The sequence below is a fragment of the Streptomyces sp. NPDC046308 genome (genome assembly GCF_055588065.1).
Map to the genome: position 1 here is coordinate 357,104 of NZ_JBVJFB010000005.1, position 26,139 is coordinate 383,242.

Genomic DNA, 26,139 nt, shown 5'->3' on the forward strand with positions numbered 1-26,139 from the left:
GTAGTTAGGGTGGCAAGGTGAATCAGGACCGGAGGGACCGGCTGCGGGACGCGGCCGTCGGCGTACTGGCGGAAGCGGGCGGGCGCGGGCTGACGCACCGGGCCGTCGACGCGGCCGCCGCCGTGCCCACGGGCACGGCCAAGAACTACTTCCCGACCCGGGACGCCCTGCTGCGGGCCGTCGCCGAACGCTGCGTCGAGCAGTACCGGGCGGTGGCCGCGTCGCTGGCCGGCGCGGGGCCGGGGCCCGCCGACGCACAGCAGCTCGCGGCACTGCTGGCCGGGCTGCTGCGGAACGTCGCCGGCCCCGGCCGGCCGCGCGTCCTCGCGTACCTGGAGCTCCAGACCGAGGGGACGCGGCGGCCGTGGCTGGCCGGGCTGCTGGATCCGATCGCCGCGGCGGACTTCGCCGCGCACGCGCAGCTGCTGCGCGCGGCGGGGCTGCCGGCCGATCCGGAGCGGGCCCGCGCCCTCACCCTCGCACTGCACGGCGCCATCCCCCACCTGCTGTCCGGCGCCCCCGCCACCCTGGCGGCGGCCGGCCTGGACGACCTCGACCGCTTCGCCCGCACCCTGCTGGCCGCCGTCTGCCCCGAGGAGGCTCCGTGACCACCCACCTCGACCGTGCCGTGGGCGCCGTCCTGGGTTCGGCGGCGGGCGACGCGCTCGGCGCGCCGTACGAGTTCGGCCCGGCCGGACAACTGACCGAGCGCGGGGAGGAGATGCGCGGGGGCGGCGGCTGGGATCCGGGCGAGGCGACCGACGACACGCAGATGGCCGTGCTGGTAGGCGAGTCCCTGCTGGAGCGGGGCGGTCTCGAACTCCCCGATGTCTTCGCCCGGTTCCGGCGGTGGGCGGCCGGGCAGCCCAAGGACATCGGCCTCCAGACCGAGGACGTGCTGACGAACGGCGAGCCGTGGGACCTCGCGGCCGCCCTGCACTTCCAGGTAAACACCCGGGCGGCGGGCAACGGTTCCCTGATGCGGGCCGCCACCTCGGCGGTGTACTTCGCCGCCGCCGGACGGGAGCGGACCATGGACGCCGCGCGGCGGATCGCGGCGCTGACGCACGGGGACCGGGCCGCCTGGGAGGGCACGGCGGTCCTGCACGAGCTCGTGCGCGTCGCCCTGGACGGAGCCGATCCGCTCGCCGCCCTCCCGGCGACCCTCGCCGCGGTGCACCCGGACCACCGCGAGCGGTACGGCCGCGTACTGGCCCCCGACTGGCACCCGGGCCTGGCCACCGAGTTCAACGGGGCGGTGTGGCCCTGTCTCGGCTCCGCGGTGTGGGCGCTGCGGACCACCTCCGGGTTCGCGGACGCCGTACGGGCCGCGGTGGACCTCGGCGGGGACACCGACACGGTGGCCGCCGTGACGGGGGCCCTGGCCGGGGCCCGGTACGGCGAGGGGGCGGTCCCGGAGTCCTGGACGGCTTCGCTCCACGTGCCGCTGCCGGGGTTCGGGGATCGGGTCCTGGACGCGGACGACCTGCGGGCGCTGGCTCAGCGGCTCGCGGCGGCCGGCCGGAGGGCGGCCGCCGGGTCCCGCTGAAGCTCCAGGCGGCGGCCCCGGAAGGCCCCGCGCAGCCGCCGGTCGTGGGTGACCAGGACCAGGGTGCCGCCGAACCGGGCCAGGGCCGCCTCCAGGTCCTCCACCAGGGCGGGGGCTAGGTGGTTCGTCGGCTCGTCCAGGAGCAGCAGGTCGAGCGGGCGGGCCACCAGCCGGGCCAGCTCCAGCTTGCGGCGCTGGCCGGCCGAGAGGGTGCGCACCGGCCGGACGAGGTCGTCCGGGGCGAGCAGGCCGTGCCGGGCCGCCTGCTCCGCGCGCTCCTCGCCGAACATCTCGACGGCTGACCGGGGTTCGCGGGACCACGTGTCGTCCTGCCGGAGCAGCCCGACGCGCGGGGGTGTCCGTACGAGGCCCTGGGCGAGCCCCAGTTCACCGGCCAGCAGGTGTAACAGGGTCGACTTCCCGGTGCCGTTGGGTCCGGTCACCAGGAGCCTCTCCCCCGGCGCGAGCGCGAGGGAAAGGGGTGCGAGCCGCCCCGGCACGGCCACATCCGCCAACTCCACCGCTGTGGCGGCACCTTCGGTGAAGCGGCCGGTGAAGACGAGCGGCCGCGGGGGCGGCGGAACGGGGTTCTCGGTCAGCCGGTGCAGCCGTTCGCGGGCCGTACGGACGCGGGCGGCGGCGCCGTGGGTCCGGGAGCGGGCCCGGAAGGCGCCGGCTCCGCTGAACCCGCGGGGCAGCTTGCGCGGGATGGCGGCGAACCGCCCGATGTTGGTGTCGGCGAGCCGCTCGGCACTGCGCACCTCTTCCCGCCACTGCTCGTACTCCCTTTCCCAGCGGGCCCGTTCGGCGGCGCGGGCGGTCAGGAACCCGGCGTAGCCGTTGCCGTAGCGGCGGACCGTCCGGCGGCCCTGGTCCACCTCCAGGACGGCGGTGGTGACGCGGTCGAGGAAGAGCCTGTCGTGGGTGACGGCGACGACGGTGCCACGGTGGGCGGCCAGGCGCTCCTCCAGCCAGCCGACCGCCTCGTCGTCGAGGTCGTTGGTCGGCTCGTCGAGCAGGAGCAGCTCCGGCTCGGCGGCGAGGGCCGCCGCGAGGGCGAGCCGGGAGCGCTGGCCGCCGGAGAGGGTGGCGAGCCGGCGGTCCGGGTCGAGCGCGCGGCGTTCGCCGAGGTGGCGCAGGGTGGTCGCGACGCGGCGTTCGGCATCGCGGCCGCCGCGGGCCTCGTAGGCGGTGAGGAGGTCCCCGTACGCGGCCAGCTCCTCGGGACCGGCCCGGTGCAGGCGGGACTCGGCGGCGCGGATGCGGCGTTCGAGGGCGCGCAGGTCGGCGAGGGCGAGGTCGACCGCGTCGCCGACCCGGGCGGCGGGCGGGAGGTCGAGGGTCTGGGCGAGGTGCCCGAGGCCGCCGGGGGCGGTGACGGTGACCTCGCCGTGGTCGGGGCGCTCGCGCCCCGCGAGGAGCCGGAGCAGGGTGGACTTGCCGGAGCCGTTGTCGCCGACGACGCCGACCCGCTCGCCGGGCCGGACCGTACAGCTCACGCGGTCAAGGACGACACGGGTGTCGTAGCTCTTGGTGACCTCGGACAGGACGATCTGGGTGGAGGCGGGCGAAGCACGCAAAGGGCGATCCCTTCGATAGGAGACGAGCCGTTTCGTCTCGTCATACACGCAACCTTAAACCCCGTCCGGGCGTTGAGCAAGACGGTCCGTCTCGTTTCTTTTGGTCAGTCGGCGCCGGTCAGCCGACGGGCGCGCCCTGGCCCGCGAGCAGTCGCCCCTCGGCGTAGGTGAGCGCGGCGGCGGGCAGCGAACCCTCGCGCCCGCTGCGCAGCACGGTCAGTCCGCCCGTGCGCGGCAGGGCGGGCTCCGGCCGGGCGCCGACGCGGCGCAGCGCCTGGACGGCGACGGGCTCGGCGGAGCCGTGGAAGACGAGCTCGGCTCCGCCCGTCCGCGCGGCGAGGGCGGCCCGGATGGGGCCCTCGACCAGCTCGTAGTGGGTGCAGCCGAGCACCACGTCGGTCACGTCGGCCGGGGTCAGCTCGGCGGCGGCGGCCACGGCGGCCCCCACGGCGGCGTCGTCGGCGAACTCCACGGCGTCGGCCAGCCCGGGGCAGGGCACCTCGGTGACGCGGGCCCCGTCGGCGAAGTCGCGGATCAGCCCGCGCTGGTAGGCGCTGCCGGTGGTGGCGGGGGTGGCCCAGATCGCGACCCGGCCGCCGGCGGCCGCGGCCGGCTTGATCGCCGGTACCGTCCCGATGACCGGGATCGCGGGCTCCAGCGTCGCTCGCAGGGCGTCCAGGGCGTGCACGGTGGCGGTGTTGCAGGCCACGATCAGCGCGTCCGGGCGCCGCTCGGCGGCGGCCCGCGCGACCGCGAGCGCCCGCTCGGTGATACCGGCGGGGGTCCGCGGCCCCCAGGGCATCCCATCGGGGTCCGAGGACAGGACCAGGTCCGCGTCCGGCCGCAGCCGGCGCACCGCCGCGGCCGCCGCGAGGAGGCCGATTCCGGAGTCCATGAGCGCGATCTTCACCGGGCCACCTTAGTCGACCCCCACCTCACCCGACCCCGCGACCGCCCACACCCGCAGCACCTGGAAGCACCGGAACGGCGGCCGAGCCACCCCACGGACGGCGAGCGTCGACGGCCGGTCCGGCCCGACGAGCCCGACCTCGAGCACCGCCCGACCCGACCGCTCCAGCCCCGTCAACGGCCGACGATGCGGCCGGAACCAGGCCGGCCGACCGGCCCCCGGGACCACCCCGTACGGCAGCCACCCACGCGGATCCCCCACCATCCGGCCCGGCACCCGGTACCCGGCGCCGCACCCGGACGTCCGGCTCGGGGACCGGCCGGAGCGGGCAGCCCGGCCTCGACGGCCGCCGGCCCGGGCCGCGCCCGGGGCCGCCCCGACCAGCCCGGTCACGAAGCCCACCCCGTCCAGCCGGTTCGGCCTCGGAAACCGGACCGGATCCGGACATGCGGCTGGAGAGGCCACCCCGGCAGGAGCGCAGCCGCCCGCCCCCCGGACCGCCCCCGGCCCAAGCCGCAGGAGTCGAGGCTCACCGCGACCGGCCGACGGGCACGGGCGCGAGCCCCGGCCCGGCCCGCCCGGTGGGGCGCGGCGCGCGGGACGATGCGCGACACGTCCGCCCGGGCCCGGCACACTGCCGACATGGGCCTCCTCACCGCCGCCTGCGCGGCCTACGCCTCCCTCGCCGCCTGGCTCTGGCTCACCCTCGCCCAGGGCATGTTCTGGCGGACCGACGTCCGCCTTCCCCCGCGCACCGCCCCCGCCCACTGGCCGTCCGTCGCGATCGTCGTCCCCGCCCGGGACGAGGCCGAGGTGCTGCCCCGCAGCCTGCCCTCGCTCCTCGCCCAGGACTATCCCGGCGAGGCCGAGGTCATCCTCGTCGACGACGGCAGTACCGACGGCACCGGCGCCCTCGCGCTCCGGCTGGCCGGCGGGCAGCCCGGGCTCCCGCTCACCGTCTCCTCCCCCGGCGACCCCGCCCCCGGCTGGACCGGCAAGCTCTGGGCGCTGCGCCACGGCATCGCGCTCGCCCGCACCGCGCACGCCACCGAGCCCGACTTCCTGCTCCTCACCGACGCCGACATCGCGCACGAGCCCGACAGCCTGCGCGAACTCGTCGCCGCCGCGACCTCCGCCGACCTCGACCTCGTCTCCCAGATGGCCCGCCTGCGTACCGTCGGACTCTGGGAACGGCTCGTCGTACCGGCCTTCGTGTACTTCTTCGCCCAGCTCTACCCGTTCCGCCGGATCAACCGGCCCTCCGCCCGGACCGCTGCGGCCGCCGGCGGCTGCGTCCTGCTGCGCACCGAGACCGCCGTGCGCGCCGGGGTCCCCGACCGCATCCGCCAGGCCGTCATCGACGACGTCTCGCTCGCCCGCGCGGTCCAGCGCTCCGGCGGCCGGATCTGGCTCGGGCTGGCGGAGCGGGTGGACAGCGTGCGCCCGTACCCGGCGCTCGCCGACCTGTGGCGGATGGTCTCCCGCAGCGCCTACGCCCAACTGCGCCACCAGCCCCTGCTGCTGGCCGGGACGGTCGCCGGGCTGGTGCTGGTCTACCTCGTGCCCCCGGCGGCGCTCCTGACGGGGCTCGCCGCCGGACGGCCCCCGATCGCCTGGGCCGGGGGCCTCGCCTGGCTCCTGATGGCGGGTACGTACCTGCCGATGCTGCGCTACTACCGGCAGCCCGCCGTGCTCGCGCCGCTGCTTCCGTTCACGGCCCTGCTGTACCTCCTGATGACCGTCGACTCGGCCGTCCAGCACTATCGGGGCCGCGGGGCGTCCTGGAAGGGCCGTACCTATGCCCGTCCCAGCGACGCCTGAAACGACGAACTGCTGCCCGACGCAGCATCATCCGAGGTCACCGCGTTGTGACGCTGCGTCAGCACGAAGTCGGTGCAACACCCATCCGGTGAGTACGAGTGGGAACAAGGTGGGGTGGAAGTGGCGAATCGTGCACGTGAACGTCAAGTGAAAGGTGCGGCCCTGACCTGCGAAGATGCAGGTCAGGGCGGTATTGACGGCACCTCGCTATGGACCCGGTGAAGTCGTGGGCTTAACTTAGGTCCCATGACCTCCCCCCGCTCCACTTATGGCGGCGGTTACTACTCCGCGCCCTCCTTCCCGGACACCCCCATCTACGACTCCCTCGTCGCCGAACGCGGCACTCCGCAGATCGCCCCGATCCGCGTTCCGGCTGCCTACGAGTCCCCGAGTGCCGGCTATTCGAGCGGTGGCTACCTGCCGGCTCTGGCGTCGGCGCTGCCCGCGCTGCCGCCGGCTCCCCAGCAACAGAACACCCACGGGTACGGGTACCCGTACCAGCAGCAGGCCGCTCCGCAACCGATGCCGCTGCAGCACGCGCCCGCCCCGTACATCCCGCAGCAGCAGGTTCCAGCGCGTACCGGATACGTGCCGCAGCCCCAGCCGCAGCAGCCCCGCCCGGCCGCCATGGCCACCGGGTACGAGGCCATGCGTCCGGCCGCGCCGCGGCCGATGCAGGTGCCCGCGCCGGTGCCGGCGGCCTCGTACGAGGACCCGTACGGCCGTCAGTACCAGGGGCGTGGTTACTGACCGGGCCACCGGGAGGCGCCGGGGCAGCGGAGGGGACTGGCAGTATTCCCCCATGTCGAAATTGCACGTCCAGGCGCTCCATGTCCATCCCGTCAAGTCGGTAGCGGGGACCGCTCCCGACGAGGTGGCCGTGGAGCCCTGGGGTCTGTCCGGAGACCGGCGCTGGGCGCTGGTCGACACCGAGGGCACCGTCATCACCCAACGCCGCCATCCGCAGCTGGCCTTGGCGGCGGCCCGCCCGGTGGCCGGCGACCGGATCGCGGTGACCGCTCCGGGCATGACGGAGCTGGTCGTGGAGGTGCCCGAGCCGGGTCCGCTGGAGCCCGTCGTCCTGTTCGGGAAGAAGGTCGAGACCGTGGTCGCGGCGAACGCCGCGGCCGACTGGTTCAGCGCGTACCTCGAAGAGCCGGTGCGCCTGGTGCATCTGGACGACCCGGCCGTACGCCGTCCCGTGGACCCGGACTACGCACTGCCGGGCGAGACGGTGAGCCTCGCGGACGGCTATCCGCTGCTGATCACCACCCTCGCGTCGCTGGACGCGCTCAACTCGCTGATCGCACAGGGGGAGCATCCCGAGGAGGGCCCCCTGCCAATGAACCGTTTCCGCCCCAATGTGGTGGTATCGGGGGCCGAGGCATGGGCGGAGGACGACTGGCGGCGCATCGCGATCGGCGACGCCGTCTTCCGCGGGGCGCGGGAATGCGGCCGGTGCGTCGTGACCACCACCGACCAGGAGACGGCGCAGCGGGGCAAGGAACCCCTGAAGACCCTGGGGCAGCACCGGCGGATCGGCAGGTCGCTGGCGTTCGGGCGGCTGCTGGTGCCGGTGCGGCTGGGCACGGTGCGCGTCGGCGACGAGGTCCGCGTTCTGGAATGACGCACATGAGGTGAAGAGGGTGAAGGGCGTGCCGGCACTGACCAGCCGGCTCGGAATGACACCTTCGAGGGGCTCCGTGTCCGCGCTGGAACCAACAGGCACGACCAGGCCGTTGCATCAGTCGGGAACACATGGGCAGAGGGAGACTGGCACAAGTTGGGGGAGCCGGACCATGCGGACAGCAATGGGTGTGTGGCGTTGGCGGCGCAATCCGCTGCGCCGGCCGACCGATCTCTTCGAGGCGTGGGTGGCGTTCGCCGCGCTGGTGTGCGTGCTGCTGGTGGCTCCGGCCATCGGATGGGTCGCGGGCCTGCGGGTGGACGGCACGCTGCAGCAGGCCGCCCAGGAGCAGCGGCAGGAGCGGCATCTCGTGCCGGCGGTGGTGGTCCGGCCCGCGGCGGTGTCGGCGGAGGAGGTGTCCGCCGACCCGTCGGCGCAGCGGACCGCCCCGCACCGTACGCAGATCGTGGCGTCGTGGACCGCGCCGGACGGCAGCAGCCACGAGGGGACCGTGCCGGCCGCGGAGGAACCGCCGCGCGCCGGCGACCGGTTCCGGATATGGACCGATGCGCACGGCCGGCTGGTCGGGCAGCCGCTCGACCCGTCCGCGGCCGCCTTCCACGCGGGGATGGCCGGCCTGGCCGCCGCGATCGGGGTGGCCGTGCTGGGCGAGACGGTCCGCCGCCTGGTCGTACGCCGGCTCGTGCATCAGCGGTACATACGTCTGGACCGGGCCTGGGCGGCCGCCGGACCGGACTGGGGTCGAGCGGGCGCGGGCAGTTGACCTGGCACCTCTTCGGCTCCGCGCGCGCTACGGTGGAGCCCCCGGATCGGTCGCACCGGCGGTTTCGGTGGCCCCGGCCGTTTCGACGGCTCTGAACCACACGGAACGGCCGCGGCGGATCCGGTGACTCCAGTGGTTCCGGTGGCTTCAGACTTCAGTGGCTTCGGTCGCATCGGCAGCGCGAGTACGAGGGTGGGGGCACGACAGCACCATGGTTCAGGGCACGGTCCAGGTGACGCACGGCGGGTCTTCGCGGTGGCGGCGCCGCTCCGGTGAGTATCCGACGCTGACCGCCGCGCTCGCCGCCGCGGGCGACGGGGACGTGCTGACCGTCGCCCCGGGCACCTACCGCGAGAACCTGGTGCTGCACCACGCCGTCACCCTGCGCGGGCCCGAGGGCGGGCTGGGGTCGGTGCGGATCGCCCCGCTCGACGGGGTCGCGCTGACCGTGCGCGCCTCGGCCGTGGTCCAGGACCTGTACCTGGAGGGCCAGGACCGGGCGGCGCCCGCGCTGCTGGTGGAGGACGGCTGCCCCGAGCTCACGGATCTGCGGGTCAGCACCCACTCGGCGGCCGGCATCGAGGTGCGCGGCCCCGGGGCCCGGCCCCTGGTCCGGCGGTGCACGGTGGAGAACCCGGCCGGCGTCGGGATCGCCGTACTGGACGGCGGCGGCGGGGTGTTCGAGGAGTGCGAGGTCGTCGCCGCCGGGCAGAGCGGCGTCTCCGTGCGCGGCGGGGGCCGGCCCCGGCTGGAGCGCTGCCGCATCCACCACGCGACGGGCGCCGGCATCGGGGTCACGGGCGAGGGTTCGGGCCTGGAAGCACTGGGCTGCGAGGTGTACGAGGTCAAGGGCGCGGGGGTGCAGATCGCCGCGCGTGCCACGGCCCGGCTCACCGACTGCGCGGTGCACCGCACCTCGGCCGACGGGGTCACCCTCGACACCGACGCGGTCCTCACCCTGGCCGGCTGCGACATCCACGACATCCCGGAGAACGCCGTCGACCTGCGGTCCCGTTCGGTGCTCACCCTCAGCCGCACCACGGTCCGCCGCTTCGGCCGCAACGGTCTGTCCGTGTGGGACCCGGGCACCCGCGTGGACGCCGAGTCCTGCGAGATCCACGACAGCACGGGCGACTATCCGGCGGTGTGGATCAGCGACGGCGCCACCGTCGCCCTCGATTCCTGCCGGGTGCACGACGTGCCGGACGCGCTGTTCGTACTGGACCGGGGTTCGCGCGTCGACGTGGTCGACAGCGACCTGTCCCAGGTCCGCAACACCGCCGTCTCGGTGAGCGACGGGGCCACCGCGCAGCTCGACGACTGCCGGATCCGCGAGGCGGCCACCGGTGCCTGGTTCCGCGACCACGGCAGCGGCGGCACCCTCGCCAACTGCACCATCGACGCCGTGCAGACCGGCGTGATCGTGACCAAGGGCGCCGACCCGACGCTGGAGCGGTGCACGGTCAGCTCACCGGCCGAGGCGGGGTACTACGTGTCGGCGGGCGGCCGCGGCACCTTCACGGCCTGTCGGGTGACGGGTAGTTCCGGTTTCGGCTTCCACGTCATCGACGGCTGCCGCACCACGCTGACCCGCTGCCACACCGAGCGCTGTGCCCGCGGCGGCTACGAGTTCGCGGAGGACGGGCCGCTCGCCGAGGAGTGCACGAGCGACGAGTCCGGCCCGCGCCTGGCGGCCCAGTCGGCCCCGGGCGGCGCGCCGGCGGGGTCGCAGGCGGGGATCCGTACGGTCACGGCGGCGCAGAGGTCCGTACCGCGCCCGGCCCAGGCGTCCGCGCCCGTACCGCGGCCCGCGGACCGGCCGGAGGACGGCGCGGCGGCGGTCGTGCGGGGTTCCGGCGAGGTGCTGGGCCAGCTCGACGCGCTGGTGGGCCTGGACAGCGTCAAACGCGAGGTGCGCGCGCTCACCGACATGATCGAGGTGGGCCGCCGGCGGCAGCAGGCCGGCCTGAAAGCCGCCTCGGTGCGCCGGCACCTGGTCTTCACCGGCTCCCCCGGCACGGGCAAGACCACGGTCGCCCGGCTGTACGGGGAGATCCTCGCCTCCCTGGGGGTGCTGGAGCGCGGTCACCTGGTCGAGGTGTCCCGAGTGGACCTGGTCGGCGAGCACATCGGCTCCACGGCCATCCGTACGCAGGAGGCCTTCGAGCGGGCGCGCGGCGGGGTGCTGTTCATCGACGAGGCGTACGCGCTGGCCCCCGAGGACTCGGGCCGGGACTTCGGGCGCGAGGCGATCGACACGCTGGTGAAGCTGATGGAGGACCACCGGGACGCGGTGGTGGTGATCGTCGCCGGGTACACGGCGGAGATGGACCGCTTCCTGACCGTCAACCCCGGTGTGGCCTCGCGGTTCTCCCGGACCATCACCTTCGGCGACTACGGGCCGGGGGAACTGCTGCGGATCGTCGAGCAGCAGGCGGAGGAGCACGAGTACCGGCTCGGCGAGGGCACTTCCGAGGCCCTGCTGGCGTACTTCACGGAGCTGCCGAAGGGGCCGGCCTTCGGCAACGGCCGGACCGCGCGCCAGACCTTCGAGTCGATGGTGGAGCGGCACGCCGGCCGGGTGGCCCAGCTGTCCCAGCCCAGTACGGACGAGCTCACCCTGCTGTACCCGGCGGATCTCCCGGCCCTTCCGGCCCTGCCCGCTCCTTGCTGACACGGGCCTGCTGAGCGGGTACTCCCCCGGCTGCCGCCCGGCGGGGCGCCCGGTCCCGCGCGGCCGCCTCCAACCGGGCGAGCAGGGCGTCGCGTTCGGCGGCGAAGGCCGGATCTGCCTGGTAGTCGGAGTGGCCGAGGATCGGCGCGGGCAGCGGGTGGCGGACGCTGCGTCCGTAGGCGATCGGGTCGGCGAGCGGGCCACGGTCCACGTCCTGCCCCGCGCCGGGGAGCGCCGGGCCTCCGATGGGGTCGGTGGCCCGCCAGAGGTTGCGCCAGCAGTCGACCTCGTCGTGCAGGGCGGCGAGCGGCCCGGGGCCGAAGTAGGCGGGGAACCAGCGGCCGTAGAGCCGGCCGAGCGGGGATCCGTACGTGAGCAGGGCGACGCGGCGGCGGGCGGGCGGCGGGAGTTGCCAGACGGCCGCCGCGGCGAGCACGCTGCCCTGGGAGTGGCCGGAGATCACCAGGCGGCCGCCGGTGCGGCCGGTCCAGCCGGCCATCCGCCACGTCAGGTCGGGGACGGCGCGCTCGGCGTAGCAGGGCGGTGCGAAGGGGTGGGCGGCGCGCGGCCAGAACGTGCCGACGTCCCACAGGATGCCGATGGTCCGGCGGGCGGAGGGATCCCGGTAGGCGCGACGGCCCCAGGTGACGAAGACGGCGATGCCGAGGCCGATGAGCCAGGACCCGCCGTCCTGGGCGGCGCGGGCGGCGCCCTCCAACAGCGGGTGGGTCCCCCGGGCCGCCTCGCCCGGGACCTGCCCGCTGAGCCAGGCCCCGGCGAGGGCGCCCGCGCCGAGCACCAGGGTGATCCCGGAGACGGCCGCGACGAACCAGGGCGCGGAGTCGGTGAGCGCGGCCGCGGTCCGCGCCCCGGCGATCCGGCGGCTGCGGGCCCCGTCCGGCGCCTCCCCCGGGTATTCGGCGGCCACGGTCGCGGCGAGCCGGACCCGGGCACGGGCTCCGCGCACCGCGCACCAGACGCCGAGCAGGGCCAGGACGAGGAGCATGGGCGGTAACACGGCGGCCTGCCACGACAGCAGCACCGGCGGCCCGGGCAGCGGGCCGCCCGCCATCCCGGGCGTGCCCCCGCCGTCCAGCCAGTCGGCGACGCGCTGGGCGACCCCGCCGGACATGACCCCGCCGAGCGCGCAGCCGAGCATGGCGACTGCGGGTCCGCCGAGACCGTGCAGGGCGGCCGCCGGGTCGGGGGCCCGCCGGTGCAGGGACCGGGCGACGGCGGCGAGGGCGAGCACGCAGCAGCCCTGCCCCAGCATGAGCACCCCGAAGGCGAAGTCCCCGGGGAGCCGCCCGGTGGAGGCCCAGCCGGGGCGCGACCAGCAGGCGTGGAGGAGGACGGCGGCGAGGAGGGCGAGGGCGGCGCGGGGCAGCAGCGTGACGGCGGCCCGGTCGAGCCGGTGGTCGGCCCGGTCCTCGGAGCGGCCGCGCCGGCAGACGACCCAGGCCACGGTGACGGCCCCGGTGGCGAGCAGCGCCAGGATGACCCAGCCGAGCGCTTCGAGTACGGGGGCGGCGGCCCGCCGGTCGTAGCGGGCGGTGGGGACGGCGACGGCCACCGCCACGGTGAGCAGCCCGGCGGCGGTGTGCGCGGCGCGCAGCCGGGCCACGATCCGGCGGCCGTACCAGAATCCCGGGCGGCCGAGCGCGGGCGCCGTCCCGGAGGCGGCGTCCGGGTCGGCGGAGCCGGCGGGCGGCGGCTGGGACTCGTAGGCGCTCCAGGTGCGGTTCGAGAGGAACCAGAGCAGCCCGGTCAGCGCGGCGGGGACCAGCGCTCCGAGGGCGAGGCGGCGCCCCGGCTGCGCCCACCAGCCGCCTCCGGGCGCGAGGAAGGCGAGCCGGGAACGGGATGCGGTACAGGTGCCGGAGCCCGCGCACTGCCAGGCGAAGAGGTCGAGCGCCATCTCGCAGGCGGCGGCGATCAGCAGCACGGTCAGGCTGAGCGCGAGGATCCGTACGAGCACCCCGTACGTGCGCACGGCGCGCGGCGCGGGGTCGGCGGCGGGCGTGGCCGGCCGGGCCCAGTGGGCGAGGTTGGCCACCATGAACGGCAGGAGCAGCAGCCACAGGGCGCGGGCGCCGTTGCCCGAGGTGAGCCGGGACCAGCAGTAGGCCTCGGGGACGGGCCGTCCGGCGTACCGCTCGGGGTGCGCTTCGGCGTCGGCGTCCTCGGTGCGGCGGAAGACGGCGGCGGTGGAGTCGCCGGTGACGCGGACGGTGCGCGGGTCGCCGAGCAGCTCGCCGGGGGCGGCGCCGGCGACTCCGTGGACGAGGAGTTCGAGGGCGAGGGGAGGGTCCGGGATGGGACGGTCGGGCACAGGAGCCTCCGCTCGCGGGGCGGGATCGGCGCGGGTCCAGCATCCCGCGCGCCGCCGCCCGTGCACAGGCCCCGCACGGGGGAACCCCACGCGGGCGAATGCATTGGGATCGGCACGGGGCCGGGGGGCCGGCACGAGGCGGGGGCGAGGCCGGGGCGGGCCGGGGCGGGGCCGGGAGGACCGGCACGAGGCGGGGGCGGGGCCGGGCGGGTGGGGTCGGGCGGGGCCGGGGCGGGACCGGCACGAGGCCGGGGCAGGGCCGGGGCGGAGCCGGCACGAGGCCGGGGCGAGGCCGGGCGGGGCCGGGGCGAGGCCGGCACGGGGCCGGCACGGGGCCGGGGCGAGGCCGGGGCGGGCGGGGCCGGCACGAGGCCGGGGGGTCGGCACGAGGCCGGGGCGGGACCGGCACGAGGCCGGGGCAGAGCCGAGGCGGAGCCGGCACGAGGCCGGGGCGGGCCTGGGGCGAGGCCGGGGCCGGGAACCGGAGTGGGAGTCCGGCGGGGAGTCCGGCCCGGCCGGGAGTCCGGGCCCGCCGGGAATCCGGCCCCGCCGGGAATCCGTTCGAGATCGGCAGCGGACATCTCCGGACCGCCCCGCTATGGTGACGCCCACGCAGATCCCGAACCTCGTCCCAGGGGGTACCGCCATGGCTCGCCGACTCCGTCCGGTGGGGCTGGACTTCATCGAAGAGGCACCGATCCGGCTGGTCTTCGCCACCGAGGCGGCGGCGCCGCCCGAGGCCGTGTACCAGGCGCTCGCCGAGGAAGTGGCGGGCTGGCCGCGCTGGTTCAAGGCGGTCACCCTGGCCCGGCCCACGCACGGCGGCGCGGGCCGCGAGGTCAGGCTGATGGGCGGCGTGCGCTTCCAGGAGACGATCATGGCCGCGGATCCCGGGCAGCGCTACGCGTACCGGGTCGACACGACCAACGCCCCCGGCGTTCAGGCCCTGTTGGAGGAGTGGCGGCTGACACCGGCCGGCTCGGGCACGCACGTCCGCTGGACCTTCGCCGCGGACGGCCCGGCTCCGTTCCGACTCGGCCTGACCGCCGCCCGGCCGGGCCTGGGCCACTCATTCCGCACGGCCGTCCGCACTCTGGACGCGCGGCTCACCGCCCGGCGCGCGGCGGATCAGTAGCCGCCGAATCCGCCCGCGGGCCGCTCGCGCGGTGCACTTCGGCCGGCTCTCCGTAGCCCCCCGCACCCCAGACGGCCCTGCGGAACTCCTGCAGGGTCATCGTCTGCCCCGCGCCGAGATGGACCACCGCGCACCGCGCGCAGCACCAGCCGCGGGACCAGACCTCCTCGGCGGCGTCCCGGCCGGCCGAGATCCGGGCCCGGAACGCCCGTTGGGTCCGCACGAACGAGGCGATCAGCAGGGCCGCCCCGAGCAGGGCGAACACCGAGACCCAGCCCAGGAACAGCAGCTCGGCCTCGGGCGCGGGCGCGGTGGCCGCCCACGTGGCACCGCCCGGGAGCGTCATCGACCCGTGGTCCGCTTCGGCCGCGGGCGCGTCGGCGAACCAGTGCCCGCCCAGCGCGCCGCCGATGAACGTACCGATCGACACCAGGACCAGCAGCACGCCCGACGCCGTCCGCCCCGCGGTCACGGGCGGCGGCGGGACGACGGCCGGCGCCTCGGCCGGCCTTGGGACGACCTCGAGGGTGCCGACGCCCCGGTCGCCGCTGGCTTCCTCCCGGCACCCGCTGTGCCCGCTCGAGCTGGCGGGGACGGCCCGCACCTCGGTCACCGTCGCGCCACAGGCGGGACCGGCGGGACCGGCGCCCGACGGGTCAGGCCGCCGGCTCGCGCCAGACCCCGGTCGTCAGCAGGGTGTCGATGGTCTTCGCGTACGGGGCGATGTCGAGCCCCTGGGCCGCCAGCCACTCGTCGGAGTAGTACTTGTCCAGGTAGCGGTCGCCCGGGTCGCACAGGAGGGTGACGACGCTGCCGGTACGGCCCTCCGCCACCATCTCCGAGATGATCTTCAGGGCGCTCCACACGCCGGTGCCGGTCGAGCCGCCCGCCTTGCGCCCTATGGCCGTCTCCAGCGCGCGGCAGGCGGCGACGCTCGCCGCGTCCGGGACCTTCATCATGCGGTCGATGGCGCCGGGCACGAAGCTCGGTTCCATCCGCGGCCGACCGATGCCCTCGATGCGGGAGCCGCAATCACTGCTCGCGTTCGGGTCGTTGTCGGTCCAGCCGTCGAAGAAGCAGGAGTTCTCCGGGTCCGGGACGCAGACGCGGGTGTCGTGCTGCATGTAGTGCACGTAGCGCGCGATGGTCGCCGACGTGCCGCCGGTGCCGGCGGTCGCCACGATCCAGGCGGGCTCGGGGAAACGTTCCAGCTTGAGCTGCTGGTACATCGACTCCGCGATGTTGTTGTTGCCGCGCCAGTCGGTGGCCCGCTCGGCGTACGTGAACTGGTCCATGTAGTGGCCGCCCGTACGGGCCGCGAGCCGCGCCGACTCCTCGTACATTTTCATCGAGTCGTCCACGAAGTGGCAGGCACCGCCGTGGAATTCGATGAGCCTGCACTTCTCCGCGCTGGTGGTGCGCGGCATGACGGCGATGAACGGCACGCCGATCAGCTTGGCGAAGTACGCCTCGGAGACGGCGGTGGAGCCGGACGAGGCCTCGATCACCGGGCGTCCGGGGCGGATCCAGCCGTTGCAGAGCGCGTACAGGAACAGCGAGCGCGCGAGGCGGTGCTTGAGGGAGCCCGTCGGGTGCGTGGACTCGTCCTTGAGGTAGAGGTCGATGCCCCACTCCTCGGGGAGCGGGAAGCGCAGGAGGTGGGTGTCCGCGGAGCGGTTCGCGTCGGCCTGGACCTTTCGGACGGCTTCCTTCAGCCAGGCGCGGTAGTCCGCGTCGCTGCGGTCGACGTCGATGGTGGTCGCCGTCGTACCGGTGCTGCCGGTGGTGCCGGTGGTGCCGGTGGTGCTCATGCGCCGCGCTCCTTCATGGGTGTACTTCGCCCCCTGCTTTCGCAATGTACCTCGCTCACCTGCACAAACGTTCGCTTTGGGGTTCCATGCAGATTGCTTTCGATCGCGTTCGGTTGCACTGCGCGGCACCGTGGGTGACCCTGGTGGAGCATTACCGAGGGTGCAGCACCCGTAACACTCATGTCGGGGAGTCGCAGCCGTGATCAGTCATTCCCGCAGGCACTGCGTCGTCGAACTGCAGGCCTTGCCGTCGCGGATCGGCCAAATCCGCAGAATCGTTTCTGCACAGCTGCGCCACTGGCAGCTCGATCCGCTCATAGACCGGGCTGCGCTCGGCGTGACGGAACTGCTCACGAACGTCCACCGCCACGCGCAGCCGGACAAGACCTGCGTCGTCGAGATCGAACTCCGCCTCGGGCGCCTCACCGTCTCGGTGATCGACAGCGATCCGCGGCTCCCGGTGCTCCACGAGACGCCGGCCGGGGCGCTGGAGACCTGCGGTCGCGGCCTCGCCCTGGTGGCGGCGCTCAGCGAGTCCTGGGGCGCACGGCACCAGCCCGACGGGCCGGGCAAGGTCGTGTGGTTCTCGCTGGCGGCGGCCCCCGCCCCGGCGGCGCCCCCGCAGCCGGTACGGATCGAGACCAGGCCCGTACGGGAACCCGCGCGGACGGTGCTCGTCTCCGTCGACCCGGGAGTCCTCGACCCGAGCGCGGTCGGCACGGGCGTGCCGGTGGCATCGCCGGTGGGCGCCGGGCCGGGCTAGCCCGGCCCGCGACGCCCGCACCGCCCCAGCCCGCCCTCCGCCGGCTTGATCGGCCAGATCGGCCTAGGCCAGGGCGCCCAGCGGGTCGTCGAGTACCGGCTGCCACGCCAGCTCCGCAGCGCCGACCAGGCTGTTGTGGTCCAGGGTGCACGGCAGGATCGGTACGCCGCCGCTGCGCCCCCACAGGCTGCGGTCGGCGACCACGGCGCGCAGCCGCTCCGGGTCGGCGTGCAGCAGTTCCCGGTGCAGGCCGCCCAGGATGATCCGGTCCGGGTTCAGGATGTTCACCAGGCCGGCGAGACCGAGCCCGAGCCGGTCGATCAGTTCCTCCGTGGCGGCCCGTACCGCCGGCTCCGCGGGTTCGTCGCGCAGCAGGTCGCGGGCCTGCTGGAGCAGCGACACCTCGGGGCCGGGGCTGCGGCCCGCCGCGGTGAGGAAGGCCAGCGGATCCGCCTCGACGTCCAGGCAGCCGCGGCCGCCGCAGTGGCAGGCCCGTCCCTCGGGGTTCACGGTGAGGTGACCGACCTCCAGGGCCAGGCCCGAACTGCCGCTGTGCAGGCGACCGTCCAGCACCAGCGCGCCGCCGACGCCCCGGTGCCCGGTGGCCACGCACAGCAGGTGCTGGGCGCTGCGGCCCGCGCCGTGCCGGTGCTCGGCCAGGGCCGCGAGGTTGACGTCGTTCCCGGTCAGGGCCGGGCCGTCGATGCCGGCCGCCTTCACGCACTCCGCGAAGATGGCCCGTACGGGAGAACCGGCCGGCCAGGCCAGGTGCAGCGGGTTCAGCGCGGTGCCCTCCGGCTCCGCGACGGCCGAGGGGACCGCGAGCCCCGCGCCGACGCACCGGCGGCCGCTTTCCGCGAGCAGTTCGGCCCCGGCCTCCACGACCGCGCCGAGCACCTGGGCCGGGTCGGCGGAGACGGTGACCTTGCCGGGGGCGGTGGCCACGATGCGGCCGCCCAGGCCGACGAGGGCCGCCCGGAAGCCGTCCGAGTGCACCTGGGCCGCGAGCGCCACCGGGCCGTCCTCGGCCACGGAGAGGCGGTGTGAGGGGCGGCCCTGGGCTCCGCCGGCCCCGCCGGGGCGGGAGTCCACCCGGATCAGCCCGAGCGCCTCCAACTCGGCGGCGACGGCTCCGGCGGTGGCGCGGGTGACCCCGAGCTCGGCCGTCAGGACCGCGCGGGTCGGGGCGCGGCCGGTGTGGACGAGCTCCAGCGCCGGCCCGAGCGCGCCGCGACCGCGTTCCAGTCTGGTCCGCGTGGCGCTCGTGGACGCGGATGGCGTGGTCACATCCCCCACCCGCCGCGGGGCCCCGTTGCCGTTCATGGCATCGATCCTCGCATGATCGGGGGGTGCCGGACGCCGCCGCTCAGCCCAGCCCGCCGACCCGCAGTGTGATGTTCAGCCGCCCGGTCAGCCCGAGGTCCCGCGGGCCGGTGCCCGGCAGGACCTTCGGCACTCCGTGGTAGGCCAGCCGGCTCGCGCCGCCGAAGACGAAGAGGTCCCCGCTGCGCAGCTCCACGTCCCGGTACGGTCGCCCGCGCGAGGCGGTGTTCCCGAAGCGGAAGACGCAGGTGTCGCCGAGGCTGAGCGAGACCACCGGAGCCGCGGACTTCTCCTCGGCGTCGCGGTGCATGCCCATGCGGGAGTCGCCGTCGTAGAAGTTGATCAGCGCGATGTCGTAGGCCTCGGCGGGGTCGGGCGGATCCGACGCGTCTGCGTACGCGGCGGCCACCGCCTGCCGCCCCAGCTCGGCCAGCCACCCCGGCATCGGCTTGACCGGCGCCCCGTCCCCGTCGACGACGGTGCGGGCGTACCCGTACGGGTACCAGTGCAGCCCGAGGCACACCTGCCGGGCGGTCATCACCCCGCCGCCGGGGGTCCGTACGGTGCGCAGGCCGGCCGGCGGACGGGCCCAGGCGCGGCAGGCCGCCAGCAACTCGCCCTGCTGCCCGGCCCCGAGCCAGTCGGGCACGTGCACGGCGCCGGGGGCGATCAGGGTCCGCTCGCGCGGGAAGAGTTCCCCATCCATGTCCCCATTGTCGCGGGCGGGCTGATAAGACTCCCGGTATGGAGATCACCGAACTTGTGAAGACCCTCGCACGAGAGGGCGAGCTGCTCGCCGACGTGGCCGAACAGGCCGGTACGGACGCCCCGGTCCCCACCTGTCCGGGATGGCGCGTCACCGATCTGCTGCGCCACACCGGGTCGGTGCACCGCTGGGCCGCCGGGTACGTGGCGGAGCGGCGGCGGGAGCCGGTGGGCTTCCCCGACGCGCCGGAACTGGTCGACGGGGAGCTGCTGGCGTGGTTCCGGGAGGGCCACGCGGACCTGGTGCGCACCCTGACCGAGGCTCCGGCCGACGTGCAGTGCTGGACCTTCCTCCCGACGGCCCCGCCGTCGCCGCTGGCGTTCTGGGCGCGGCGGCAGGCCCACGAGACGACCGTGCACCGGATGGACGCGGAGGCCGCGCGGGGTGTGGCGTTCTCGGCGGTGGAGCCGGAGTTCGCGGAGGACGGGGTGGACGAGCTGCTGACCGGCTTCCACGCCCGGCCGCGCAGCCGGGTCCGCACCCCGGAGCCCCGGGTGGTGCGGGTCCGGGCCGCCGACACGGGTGCGGTGTGGACCGTGCACCTGTCGCCGGAGCCGGCCCGGACGGTGCCGGGTGACACGGGCGAGGCGGCCGACTGCGAACTGACGGAGGAGGCGGCCTGGCTTTACGCGGCCCTGTGGAACCGGCTCCCGCTGGCGGGTCCGGGCGTGACGGGCGACGTGGCGCTGGCCCGGCTGTGGAGCGAGACGGCCGGAATCTGAACCGGGCGGCGGGAGCGGCCCGGCGCGGGCCCCCTTGTGACGGGCCGTACGCACTGTGACACTGCACGCATGGAGCACCGTACGCAGGCGGACCGGGACGCGATCACGATCGAGATCGGCTACGCCCTCGTCAGCGCCTGCTTCGCGGCCGCCCTCACCTTCGGCGCGGTGTACGGGCCCGCGCCGGCGTTCTCCCTCTCCCCCGCGGCCGGCCACGCCTTGGCGGTGGCCGGCAAAATCGCGGCGGGCACGGTCTTCGTCCTCCGGATCACCCACGTCCTGTGGCGCTTCGCCCGCCGCCCGGAGAACGACGGCCGCTGACCCCGGGGCCACCAGCTCACCGGGCGGCCGGACCCACCGCGGCCCACCAGGCGACCAGCCGGTCCGCCATCGCGTCGGTCCGATGGCCGACGGGATCCAGACCGAAGTGCTCCTCCAGCTCGTACCAAAGGAGCTCACCGGAGTTTCGGTCTGTCAGAGAGCCGGTCCGGCCGGTGGTGGGGTCTGCAATCATCACCGGCTTGTACCCGCTGTCCGGGGCCGGCTTTCTTCGCGCCCGCCACTCAGTGCGTTTCGCCTGGACTCGCTCGTCTCCCCGGGGAGGTCGCGGCAGAAGTAGCCCACGGCGGCCGTCAGGGGCGGGTCACCAAGCTGGTCCCGTTCGGCGTCTTCGTCCAGGTCACCCCCGACATCGCGGGACTGGCCCATCGGCAAGAGCTCACCTGGACGCCTGTCGAGGTTTCAGAGACGGTCGTCCGAGTAGGCGACAATGACGGTCGTCGTCACTGAGATCGACCTGGGGCGACGCAGGCTGGCCCTCTCCCGACGGCAGACTTCTACGGCTCTCGACCGCCCTCTCCAGGACTCGCCGCAGCCTACAAGCTCTGACCCCACCGCCTGCGTTCCGGCAAACTGCACTGCTGACACCATGCGTTGGCCGCGACCACCCTTCAGAATGCGCGAACCCACGGAAGACCCGCCTTCGACGCATTCTCCTGCCGGCCGGGCGTCGAGGGCGCCCGCGAAGCCACGAGCGGCAGGGCCGGCCGTTGGGTCGGGAAGGTCAGAATGATTCGAACGTCCAGATCAGGGCGACTTCGGTGTCGTTGACCGCGAGCAGCCCAGCGTCCCAGCGGCTCCGGCTGAATGGACTGGTCGCGTTGACCGGCTGCTCGTAAAAATTCGGTGCCTCGCCGTCCCAGCCGATGTTGGAGTAGAAACGGGTGCCGACAGGAAACCGAGAGAGCAGCAACTGAGCACGGCGTTCCATTTCCGGTCGCCGCTCGTTGAAATCCCATGTCTTCGCCGCGTCCATGCCGACGATGGCAAGAAGGACCAGCAGTGACGTGGCCGAGGAGCGTGGCAGCTCATCGACGGAATGCCGGAACCGAGCCACGTCGGCCGGATGGGTGGGGGGCTCGATCCAGGCGAACGTCTCGACCTCGCGGTCGACCTCCTCCTCGTAGGGATCGAGTGACGCCCACCCCCGGGGATCAGCGGTTTCACCGCGCATTATCGCTGCAACGTCGAACCACCACTCCGCGTGATCGCGGGGAGCAACGGTCGCAAAGGCCCAGCGGTCCTCGTACAGCCCGAGTCCGTCTGCCCAGCCTTCCGCAGTGAGGTCGTGCATCATTCGCTCCATTATTCCGGCATCGACGTGAGGATGACGAAGGGCGGGTTGAGGTTAGGGTCGTACTTGATCCGAGTGCTCACGCCATGGGCATCATGGACTGGGCCCGCATAAGAGGCGCTTACCTTCTCCGAGGTCCGGCCTGTTACCGCGTCCGTGCTAAGGGCTGTCCCGTAAATGATCTCCAAGTCGTCCCGGGCATCGTTTGGTTGCGGTGTGGCCCGCTGGTCTATCCGGCGAGGGCAAGGTTGTGCATCCGGGCGATGCCGAGCATGGCGTGGTGGACGCCGTCGCCCCTGAGGCGGCAGTCGCGGAGGATCTTCCAGGTCTTCATGCGGGCGAAGACGTGCTCGACGCGGGCCCGGACCTGTTTGTGGGACCTGTTGTGGTCTTCTTTCCAGTCCGGGAGTTCGGTCTGACCGCGCTGTCGGCGGTGCGGGATGACGAGCCCGGTGCCCGGGTAGCCGCCGTCGGCGATCGTGAGGGTCTTGCCGACGGCGGCCTTGGCGCCGGATTCCTCCCAGGCCTTGCAGTCGTTGCGGTTCCCGGCAAGCGGCCGGCCGACCACGACGACCAGGCGGGTGTCGGCGTCGATGACGACCTGGTGGTTCGTGGAGTATCGGTAGTTCTTCGACCGCTCGGCGATGGTGTGGTCCCGGGTGGGGACCAGGGTGCCGTCCACGATCAGCACGGTGTCCTTGGCGAACCGTTTGCGGGGTTGGAGTGCGAGCAGCGGCCCGAGGTGGTCGATGATGCGGTCCGCTGCCGACTTGGACACCCCGAACAGCGGAGCGAGCTGTCGCATGGTCAGGTTCGTGCGCCAGTAGGCCGCGACCAGCAGTGCGCGGTCCTCCAGCGGAAGGCTCCACGGCCGGCCTTTCCGAATGGCGGCCGCACCCTGGCGTCGCAGAACGGTTACCAGCTTCCCGAAGGTGCGAGGACTCAGCCCGGAGAACGGGGCTATCCAGGAAGATTCCGACGCCGTGATCACACCAGCCATACCAAGATCTTCCATGGTGTGATCAGCGGTTTTGGTCCACCTCTCAGCCGCCGCTCAACGGAGACGCCCACGCAGGGTCATGTCGGGATCTCCTCGTAAGGTGCGCCAGCAGGTGCTCCGCCGTGAGGGAGGCCGTCTCTTGCGGCGCGCCGACTGCGGTCAGGGCCGCGATAAGCCTTGCCGATGCTGTTTCCGGCACGTCCGGGTCGGTGAGGAGGGGAAGCAGAAGCAGGAAGCGGGTGGCCTCGTCCTGGACGCCTTCGTCCGCAAGGAACGGGTTGTCAGCGATCCGGATCACTTCATGCCACGTCAGCCCAGTGCCCGAGAAATCTCCGTCCCAGCTGGCGATCTGCTCGGCGTAGCTTCTGTCTGGATGGGTGAGGAGGTAGTCGGTGCCGTAGTCGCCGTCCAGGTTTCGGTAGATCACCACGGCTCCGGGTCCGTCTTGTGCTGGCATCCTGAACACGGGCCAGTGTTCGGGATCGAAGAGGACCTCGGACAGGGCATCGACATCGGCGCCGTCCTCACCGAACCACTCCGGAACCGGGCGCTCGGCACACCCCCCGTCGCTGCACATCGCCAAGAGGTAGTTCGACCAGAAGCCCGAGTGGAGCAGCAGTGACTCGCCCGGCACCAACGGGCCGACGTCGTATCCCTTGATCAGCACCCCTCGATCCTGTCACCAGCCACTGACACGGTCCGATCCGGGTCGGACAGGGGACGCCGTCCAGTTACGGGACAGCTCTTAGCCGAGGGTGGCGGCGTAGGTGGTCTGGGCGCGGTACTTCCATGTCGGGCCCGTGTTCCAGGGGTTGGGCATGAGCGTGCTGGTGGCGTAGGCGTAGCCCGCGCCGCGGTCGAAGGCGGTGCGCAGGGTGGCGCGCATGGCTTCGGTGTCGGGGACGTCGTGGACCAGGTGCCAGAACGCCGTTCCGCTCGGGTCGAGTTCGGCCCCGGGGCGGTAGCCGGCGAGCGGGTCGAAGACGTTGCCGCCGAGCCAGCCGGCGCCGGTGTACGCGGCGTACGTGTCCTCGAACGTGACGAAGACGTCCGCGGTGCGGCGGCCCGGTTCCAGGTAGCAGTCGGCTATGGCGGTGCCGGGGTTGTTGACGACGAGGTCGGGTACGGCCGGGTCGACGGCGCTCATGGTGTCCTGGACGTACCGGCGCAGTTCCGCGTAGTGGTCGCGGGTGGCGTTGGCGGGGCCGCAGTCGCGGCTGACCACGTCGAAGAAGATGCCGTCGACGTGGAGGCGGCGGTCGGAGGTCCGGAGGTAGTTGTCGACGGAGGCCTTGACGGCGGCGATGTCGCGCTTGCCGTGGTCGGTGTGGACGTAGCCGAGCACCTTGGTCTTCTCGCCGGTGGAGGTGGTGCGGTTGCGCAGGGCGTCGGCGCGGGCCCGCCAGGGGGCGTCGAACGGGGCGTCGCCGTTGCCCGGGTTCAGCACGACCACCGAGGCGGCCGGAGCGGTGGCGGTGAGGTCGGTCAGCATGCGGTCGTTCGCCGAGACGTACGCGGGAACGCCGATGTCCAGGCCCCGTACGCCGGGCATCCGGGGCATGGGGGGCGGGGTGGGCGTCGGGGAGTCGGCCGTGACCACGGGCGCGTCGCGCGCCGACGCGGTGACGGCCGGCGCCGGCGCGGCCAGTAAGAGCGTGGCCAGGACGGCATACAAGGCCTTGACGGCGCGAGGCATGAACGTTCCTCCGGCGGCGGCAGGGGGGCGACCTCAGGAACACTAGACGGGCGGCCCATCGTTCAAGGCTGAACCGCCCGCATTGGTGTGAGGAACAGAAGAGCGAGTCATCGCCTCATCATGTGAATCTCCGGAACGGGCCGTGCCCCGCTCCCCACCCTCGCCGTCCGCCCCGGCATCACCGGCCTCCCCCTGTCCCCCTCCTGTCACACGGCGGGCAGGCCGACCCCGTGCGCCAGTTGGTCGGCGGCGTGCGCGAAGAAGGCGGCGCGGTCCTCGACGACGCGGTTGAACTGGCCGAACAGCTCGAAGGAGACGAGGCCGACCAGTTGGGCCCAGGCGGCGACCAGGGCGGCCGTGACCTGCGGGGGCAGGCCCTCGGCGAAGTCGGCGGTCATCCGGTCCGCCTCGGGGCGCAGGGCGGCCGGTAGTGGCGGGAGGGCGAGGCCGCGTCCTTCGTGGGCGGCGCGCAGGATGCCGATGAAGGCGTTGCCGACCCGGGAGGCGGGACCGACGGTGTCCATGGGGGCGCTGTAGCCGGGGACCGGGGAACCGTAGATGAGCGCGTACTCGTGCGGGTGCTCCAGCGCCCAGGAGCGGACCGCCCCGCAGACGGCGCTCCAGCGGGCCCGGGGCGGTGAGCCGGCGGCGAGGGCGTGGGCGTCGGCCTCCTCGGCGGCGGCGCCGATGCTGTCGTACGCGTCGATGATCAGCGCGGTGAGCAGCTCGTCACGGCTCGGGAAGTAGCGGTAGAGGGCGGACGAGACCATGCCCAGCTCGCGGGCCACGGCGCGCAGGGAGAGCTTGGCGGCGCCGTCGGCCGCGAGCATGCGGCGCGCCTCGTCCTTGATGGCGGCGGTGACCTCGATGCGGGCCCGTTCCCTGGCCCCTCGCACGGTGTTCATGCGGGCCAGTCTGCCACGCGTCCGGAGCACTGCCCAGAAAGTGGGCCACCGCTCCATTTCGAGAGCACTGCTCTTGCTTTGGTGCACCGATCCGTGCACACTGAGCCCAAGAGAGAGCAGTGCTCTCTCAACCGCGGAACCGACCCCGGAGGTCACCATGAACGCGTCCACGCCGTACTACGTCCAGGCCGGCCCGCTCGCCACCCGCTTCAACTCCTTCCTCGGCAAGCTGGCCCGCTTCGGCATCAGCCTGGCCGGCAGCGCCGAGATGTCGGTGCGCGGGCGCAAGTCCGGCAAGATGCAGCGGATCCCGGTCAACCCGCACATGTACGAGGGCGCCCAGTACCTGGTCTCGGCGCGCGGCCACTCCCAGTGGGTCCGCAACATGCGGGTCGCGGGCGGCGGCGAGCTGCGCGTGGGGCGCAAGGTGCGTACGTTCACCGCCACCGAGCTGACCGACCCGGTCCAGCAGGCCGCCGTCCTGCGCACCTACCTGGAGAAGTGGGGCTGGGAGGTCGACCGGTTCTTCCAGGGCGTCTCCGCGAAGTCCTCCGACGCGGAACTCCAGGCGGCCGCCGCCGACCACCCGGTCTTCCGGATCACGGTGTCACACTGACGGGGCGGACCGGGCGGCCCCGGCCGCCGGCGGCCCCGGCGGACCCGGCCGGCCGCCGCGCCCGTCACGACCACCGCACCCCGCGCCCGGCCACAGCGACGCGCGCGGCCACGGCGACGGCCGCCTCGTACGGGGGGCGACGGCCGTGCCCGCTCAGCCGAACGGCCGGCGCGGCCGCTCGACCAGCCGTTTTCTCCGGCGGTTCCGCCACAGCCGGAGCGGCAGCTCTCGGTGCGGCCCGGGTCGTCGTCGGCCTCATCGCCGCGAGGGCTACGGCGCGGCGCAGCAGTTCGAGACAGCGCCGGTCCCGTGCGGTGGAGCCGCCCGGCGTGCGCCACGGCGACCGCTCCCTGCCGCCGGGCCTCCCGGCCCGCCGACTCCAGCGCCCGGGCGGCCACGGGCAGCACGGCCGCGGGGCCGGGGTGGTCGAGCGTCGGCGCGATCACCGCCACACCGACCCACCTCTCGCCGCGTTCGAGGGCCGCGAGGAAC

26 protein-coding genes are annotated in these 26,139 nt (G+C 74.2%); 13 read left to right on the forward strand and 13 right to left on the reverse strand.

Going from position 1 to position 26,139, the window contains the following annotated elements:
• The first annotated feature begins 17 nt into the window (after window positions 1-17).
• Together ACZ6JT_RS22365 and ACZ6JT_RS22370 are read left to right on the forward strand one after the other, a co-directional pair.
• Complete coding sequence (locus tag ACZ6JT_RS22365; protein ID WP_469212183.1) at window positions 18-608, forward strand: TetR/AcrR family transcriptional regulator; 591 nt, start codon at window positions 18-20, stop codon at window positions 606-608.
• Window positions 605-1,549: an ADP-ribosylglycohydrolase family protein gene (locus ACZ6JT_RS22370; RefSeq protein WP_469212185.1), complete on the forward strand. Its 945-nt coding sequence runs from the start codon at window positions 605-607 to the stop codon at window positions 1,547-1,549. The genes ACZ6JT_RS22365 and ACZ6JT_RS22370 overlap by 4 nt, the downstream gene beginning before the upstream one ends.
• Here the strand turns inward: ACZ6JT_RS22370 and ACZ6JT_RS22375 are convergent.
• Both ACZ6JT_RS22375 and ACZ6JT_RS22380 read right to left on the reverse strand, forming a co-directional pair.
• On the reverse strand, window positions 1,501-3,129 hold the full coding sequence (locus ACZ6JT_RS22375; protein ID WP_469212187.1) for an ABC-F family ATP-binding cassette domain-containing protein: 1,629 nt from the start codon (window positions 3,127-3,129) through the stop codon (window positions 1,501-1,503). The two genes, ACZ6JT_RS22370 and ACZ6JT_RS22375, sit on opposite strands and share 49 nt — an antisense overlap.
• A gap of 118 nt (window positions 3,130-3,247) precedes the next feature.
• Window positions 3,248-4,039 (reverse strand): glutamate racemase, encoded by a 792-nt coding sequence (locus ACZ6JT_RS22380; protein WP_469212189.1) that lies wholly within the window; start codon window positions 4,037-4,039, stop codon window positions 3,248-3,250.
• 642 nt (window positions 4,040-4,681) lie between these two features.
• Here ACZ6JT_RS22380 and ACZ6JT_RS22385 point away from each other — a divergent pair.
• The 5 genes from ACZ6JT_RS22385 to ACZ6JT_RS22405 all read left to right on the forward strand — a co-directional run bounded on the left by ACZ6JT_RS22385 (window position 4,682) and on the right by ACZ6JT_RS22405 (window position 10,945).
• Complete coding sequence (locus ACZ6JT_RS22385) at window positions 4,682-5,860, forward strand: glycosyltransferase (protein ID WP_469212191.1); 1,179 nt, start codon at window positions 4,682-4,684, stop codon at window positions 5,858-5,860.
• A 246-nt stretch (window positions 5,861-6,106) separates the two neighbouring features.
• A complete protein-coding gene (locus tag ACZ6JT_RS22390; RefSeq protein WP_469212192.1) occupies window positions 6,107-6,610 on the forward strand; it encodes a DUF6643 family protein in 504 nt (167 codons plus the stop codon).
• Between the two features lie 52 nt (window positions 6,611-6,662).
• Window positions 6,663-7,487, forward strand: a complete 825-nt coding sequence (locus ACZ6JT_RS22395) for an MOSC domain-containing protein (protein WP_469212194.1) — start codon at window positions 6,663-6,665, stop codon at window positions 7,485-7,487.
• Between the two features lie 172 nt (window positions 7,488-7,659).
• The gene (locus ACZ6JT_RS22400) at window positions 7,660-8,271 is read left to right on the forward strand and encodes an Rv1733c family protein (RefSeq protein ID WP_469212196.1); all 612 of its coding nucleotides are present in this window, start codon (window positions 7,660-7,662) and stop codon (window positions 8,269-8,271) included.
• A gap of 211 nt (window positions 8,272-8,482) precedes the next feature.
• On the forward strand, window positions 8,483-10,945 hold the full coding sequence (locus ACZ6JT_RS22405; RefSeq protein ID WP_469212198.1) for a right-handed parallel beta-helix repeat-containing protein: 2,463 nt from the start codon (window positions 8,483-8,485) through the stop codon (window positions 10,943-10,945).
• On the opposite strand, the gene ACZ6JT_RS22410 is transcribed toward ACZ6JT_RS22405, so the two are convergent.
• Window positions 10,887-13,277: a hypothetical protein gene (locus ACZ6JT_RS22410; RefSeq protein WP_469212199.1), complete on the reverse strand. Its 2,391-nt coding sequence runs from the start codon at window positions 13,275-13,277 to the stop codon at window positions 10,887-10,889. The genes ACZ6JT_RS22405 and ACZ6JT_RS22410 overlap by 59 nt on opposite strands.
• A gap of 646 nt (window positions 13,278-13,923) precedes the next feature.
• Between ACZ6JT_RS22410 and ACZ6JT_RS22415 the strand changes: the two genes are divergently transcribed.
• Window positions 13,924-14,412 (forward strand): SRPBCC family protein, encoded by a 489-nt coding sequence (locus ACZ6JT_RS22415; RefSeq protein WP_469212201.1) that lies wholly within the window; start codon window positions 13,924-13,926, stop codon window positions 14,410-14,412.
• Here ACZ6JT_RS22415 and ACZ6JT_RS22420 read toward each other — a convergent pair.
• Together ACZ6JT_RS22420 and cds1 are read right to left on the reverse strand one after the other, a co-directional pair.
• Window positions 14,384-15,025: a hypothetical protein gene (locus tag ACZ6JT_RS22420; RefSeq protein ID WP_469212203.1), complete on the reverse strand. Its 642-nt coding sequence runs from the start codon at window positions 15,023-15,025 to the stop codon at window positions 14,384-14,386. The genes ACZ6JT_RS22415 and ACZ6JT_RS22420 overlap by 29 nt on opposite strands.
• Window positions 15,026-15,068: 43 nt before the next feature.
• Window positions 15,069-16,223, reverse strand: a complete 1,155-nt coding sequence (gene cds1 / locus ACZ6JT_RS22425) for an L-cysteine desulfhydrase Cds1 (protein WP_469212205.1) — start codon at window positions 16,221-16,223, stop codon at window positions 15,069-15,071.
• Between the two features lie 199 nt (window positions 16,224-16,422).
• Between cds1 and ACZ6JT_RS22430 the strand changes: the two genes are divergently transcribed.
• Window positions 16,423-16,986, forward strand: a complete 564-nt coding sequence (locus ACZ6JT_RS22430; protein WP_469212207.1) for an ATP-binding protein — start codon at window positions 16,423-16,425, stop codon at window positions 16,984-16,986.
• 63 nt (window positions 16,987-17,049) lie between these two features.
• On the opposite strand, the gene ACZ6JT_RS22435 is transcribed toward ACZ6JT_RS22430, so the two are convergent.
• Both ACZ6JT_RS22435 and ACZ6JT_RS22440 read right to left on the reverse strand, forming a co-directional pair.
• The gene (locus ACZ6JT_RS22435; protein ID WP_469212209.1) at window positions 17,050-18,309 is read right to left on the reverse strand and encodes an ROK family protein; all 1,260 of its coding nucleotides are present in this window, start codon (window positions 18,307-18,309) and stop codon (window positions 17,050-17,052) included.
• A gap of 43 nt (window positions 18,310-18,352) precedes the next feature.
• Entirely contained in the window at window positions 18,353-19,015 is a 663-nt protein-coding gene (locus ACZ6JT_RS22440; protein ID WP_469212210.1) for an alpha-ketoglutarate-dependent dioxygenase AlkB family protein, read from the reverse strand.
• 38 nt (window positions 19,016-19,053) lie between these two features.
• On the opposite strand from ACZ6JT_RS22440, the gene ACZ6JT_RS22445 reads away from it, so the two are divergent.
• Window positions 19,054-19,797 (forward strand): maleylpyruvate isomerase family mycothiol-dependent enzyme, encoded by a 744-nt coding sequence (locus ACZ6JT_RS22445; RefSeq protein WP_469212212.1) that lies wholly within the window; start codon window positions 19,054-19,056, stop codon window positions 19,795-19,797.
• Between the two features lie 69 nt (window positions 19,798-19,866).
• A complete protein-coding gene (locus tag ACZ6JT_RS22450; RefSeq protein ID WP_365473446.1) occupies window positions 19,867-20,118 on the forward strand; it encodes a DUF6332 family protein in 252 nt (83 codons plus the stop codon).
• Between the two features lie 16 nt (window positions 20,119-20,134).
• Here the strand turns inward: ACZ6JT_RS22450 and ACZ6JT_RS22455 are convergent, their stop codons facing one another.
• Window positions 20,135-20,311 carry a hypothetical protein gene (locus ACZ6JT_RS22455; RefSeq protein ID WP_469212215.1) on the reverse strand — a complete coding sequence of 59 codons (177 nt, stop codon included), beginning with the start codon at window positions 20,309-20,311 and terminating at the stop codon, window positions 20,135-20,137.
• Between the two features lie 176 nt (window positions 20,312-20,487).
• On the opposite strand from ACZ6JT_RS22455, the gene ACZ6JT_RS22460 reads away from it, so the two are divergent.
• The gene (locus ACZ6JT_RS22460) at window positions 20,488-20,586 is read left to right on the forward strand and encodes a hypothetical protein (RefSeq protein ID WP_469212565.1); all 99 of its coding nucleotides are present in this window, start codon (window positions 20,488-20,490) and stop codon (window positions 20,584-20,586) included.
• A 274-nt stretch (window positions 20,587-20,860) separates the two neighbouring features.
• Here ACZ6JT_RS22460 and ACZ6JT_RS22465 read toward each other — a convergent pair whose 3' ends face one another.
• The 5 genes from ACZ6JT_RS22465 to ACZ6JT_RS22485 all read right to left on the reverse strand — a co-directional run bounded on the left by ACZ6JT_RS22465 (window position 20,861) and on the right by ACZ6JT_RS22485 (window position 25,031).
• Window positions 20,861-21,433, reverse strand: a complete 573-nt coding sequence (locus ACZ6JT_RS22465) for a hypothetical protein (protein ID WP_469212217.1) — start codon at window positions 21,431-21,433, stop codon at window positions 20,861-20,863.
• A 226-nt stretch (window positions 21,434-21,659) separates the two neighbouring features.
• Window positions 21,660-22,430, reverse strand: a complete 771-nt coding sequence (locus ACZ6JT_RS22470) for a transposase (protein ID WP_469212219.1) — start codon at window positions 22,428-22,430, stop codon at window positions 21,660-21,662.
• 43 nt (window positions 22,431-22,473) lie between these two features.
• The gene (locus tag ACZ6JT_RS22475; RefSeq protein WP_469212220.1) at window positions 22,474-23,097 is read right to left on the reverse strand and encodes a hypothetical protein; all 624 of its coding nucleotides are present in this window, start codon (window positions 23,095-23,097) and stop codon (window positions 22,474-22,476) included.
• A 78-nt stretch (window positions 23,098-23,175) separates the two neighbouring features.
• Entirely contained in the window at window positions 23,176-24,126 is a 951-nt protein-coding gene (locus ACZ6JT_RS22480; RefSeq protein ID WP_469212222.1) for a spherulation-specific family 4 protein, read from the reverse strand.
• 206 nt (window positions 24,127-24,332) lie between these two features.
• Window positions 24,333-25,031 (reverse strand): TetR/AcrR family transcriptional regulator, encoded by a 699-nt coding sequence (locus tag ACZ6JT_RS22485; protein ID WP_469212225.1) that lies wholly within the window; start codon window positions 25,029-25,031, stop codon window positions 24,333-24,335.
• Between the two features lie 157 nt (window positions 25,032-25,188).
• Between ACZ6JT_RS22485 and ACZ6JT_RS22490 the strand changes: the two genes are divergently transcribed.
• Window positions 25,189-25,647: a nitroreductase/quinone reductase family protein gene (locus ACZ6JT_RS22490; protein WP_469212227.1), complete on the forward strand. Its 459-nt coding sequence runs from the start codon at window positions 25,189-25,191 to the stop codon at window positions 25,645-25,647.
• Window positions 25,648-26,139 lie beyond the last annotated feature (492 nt).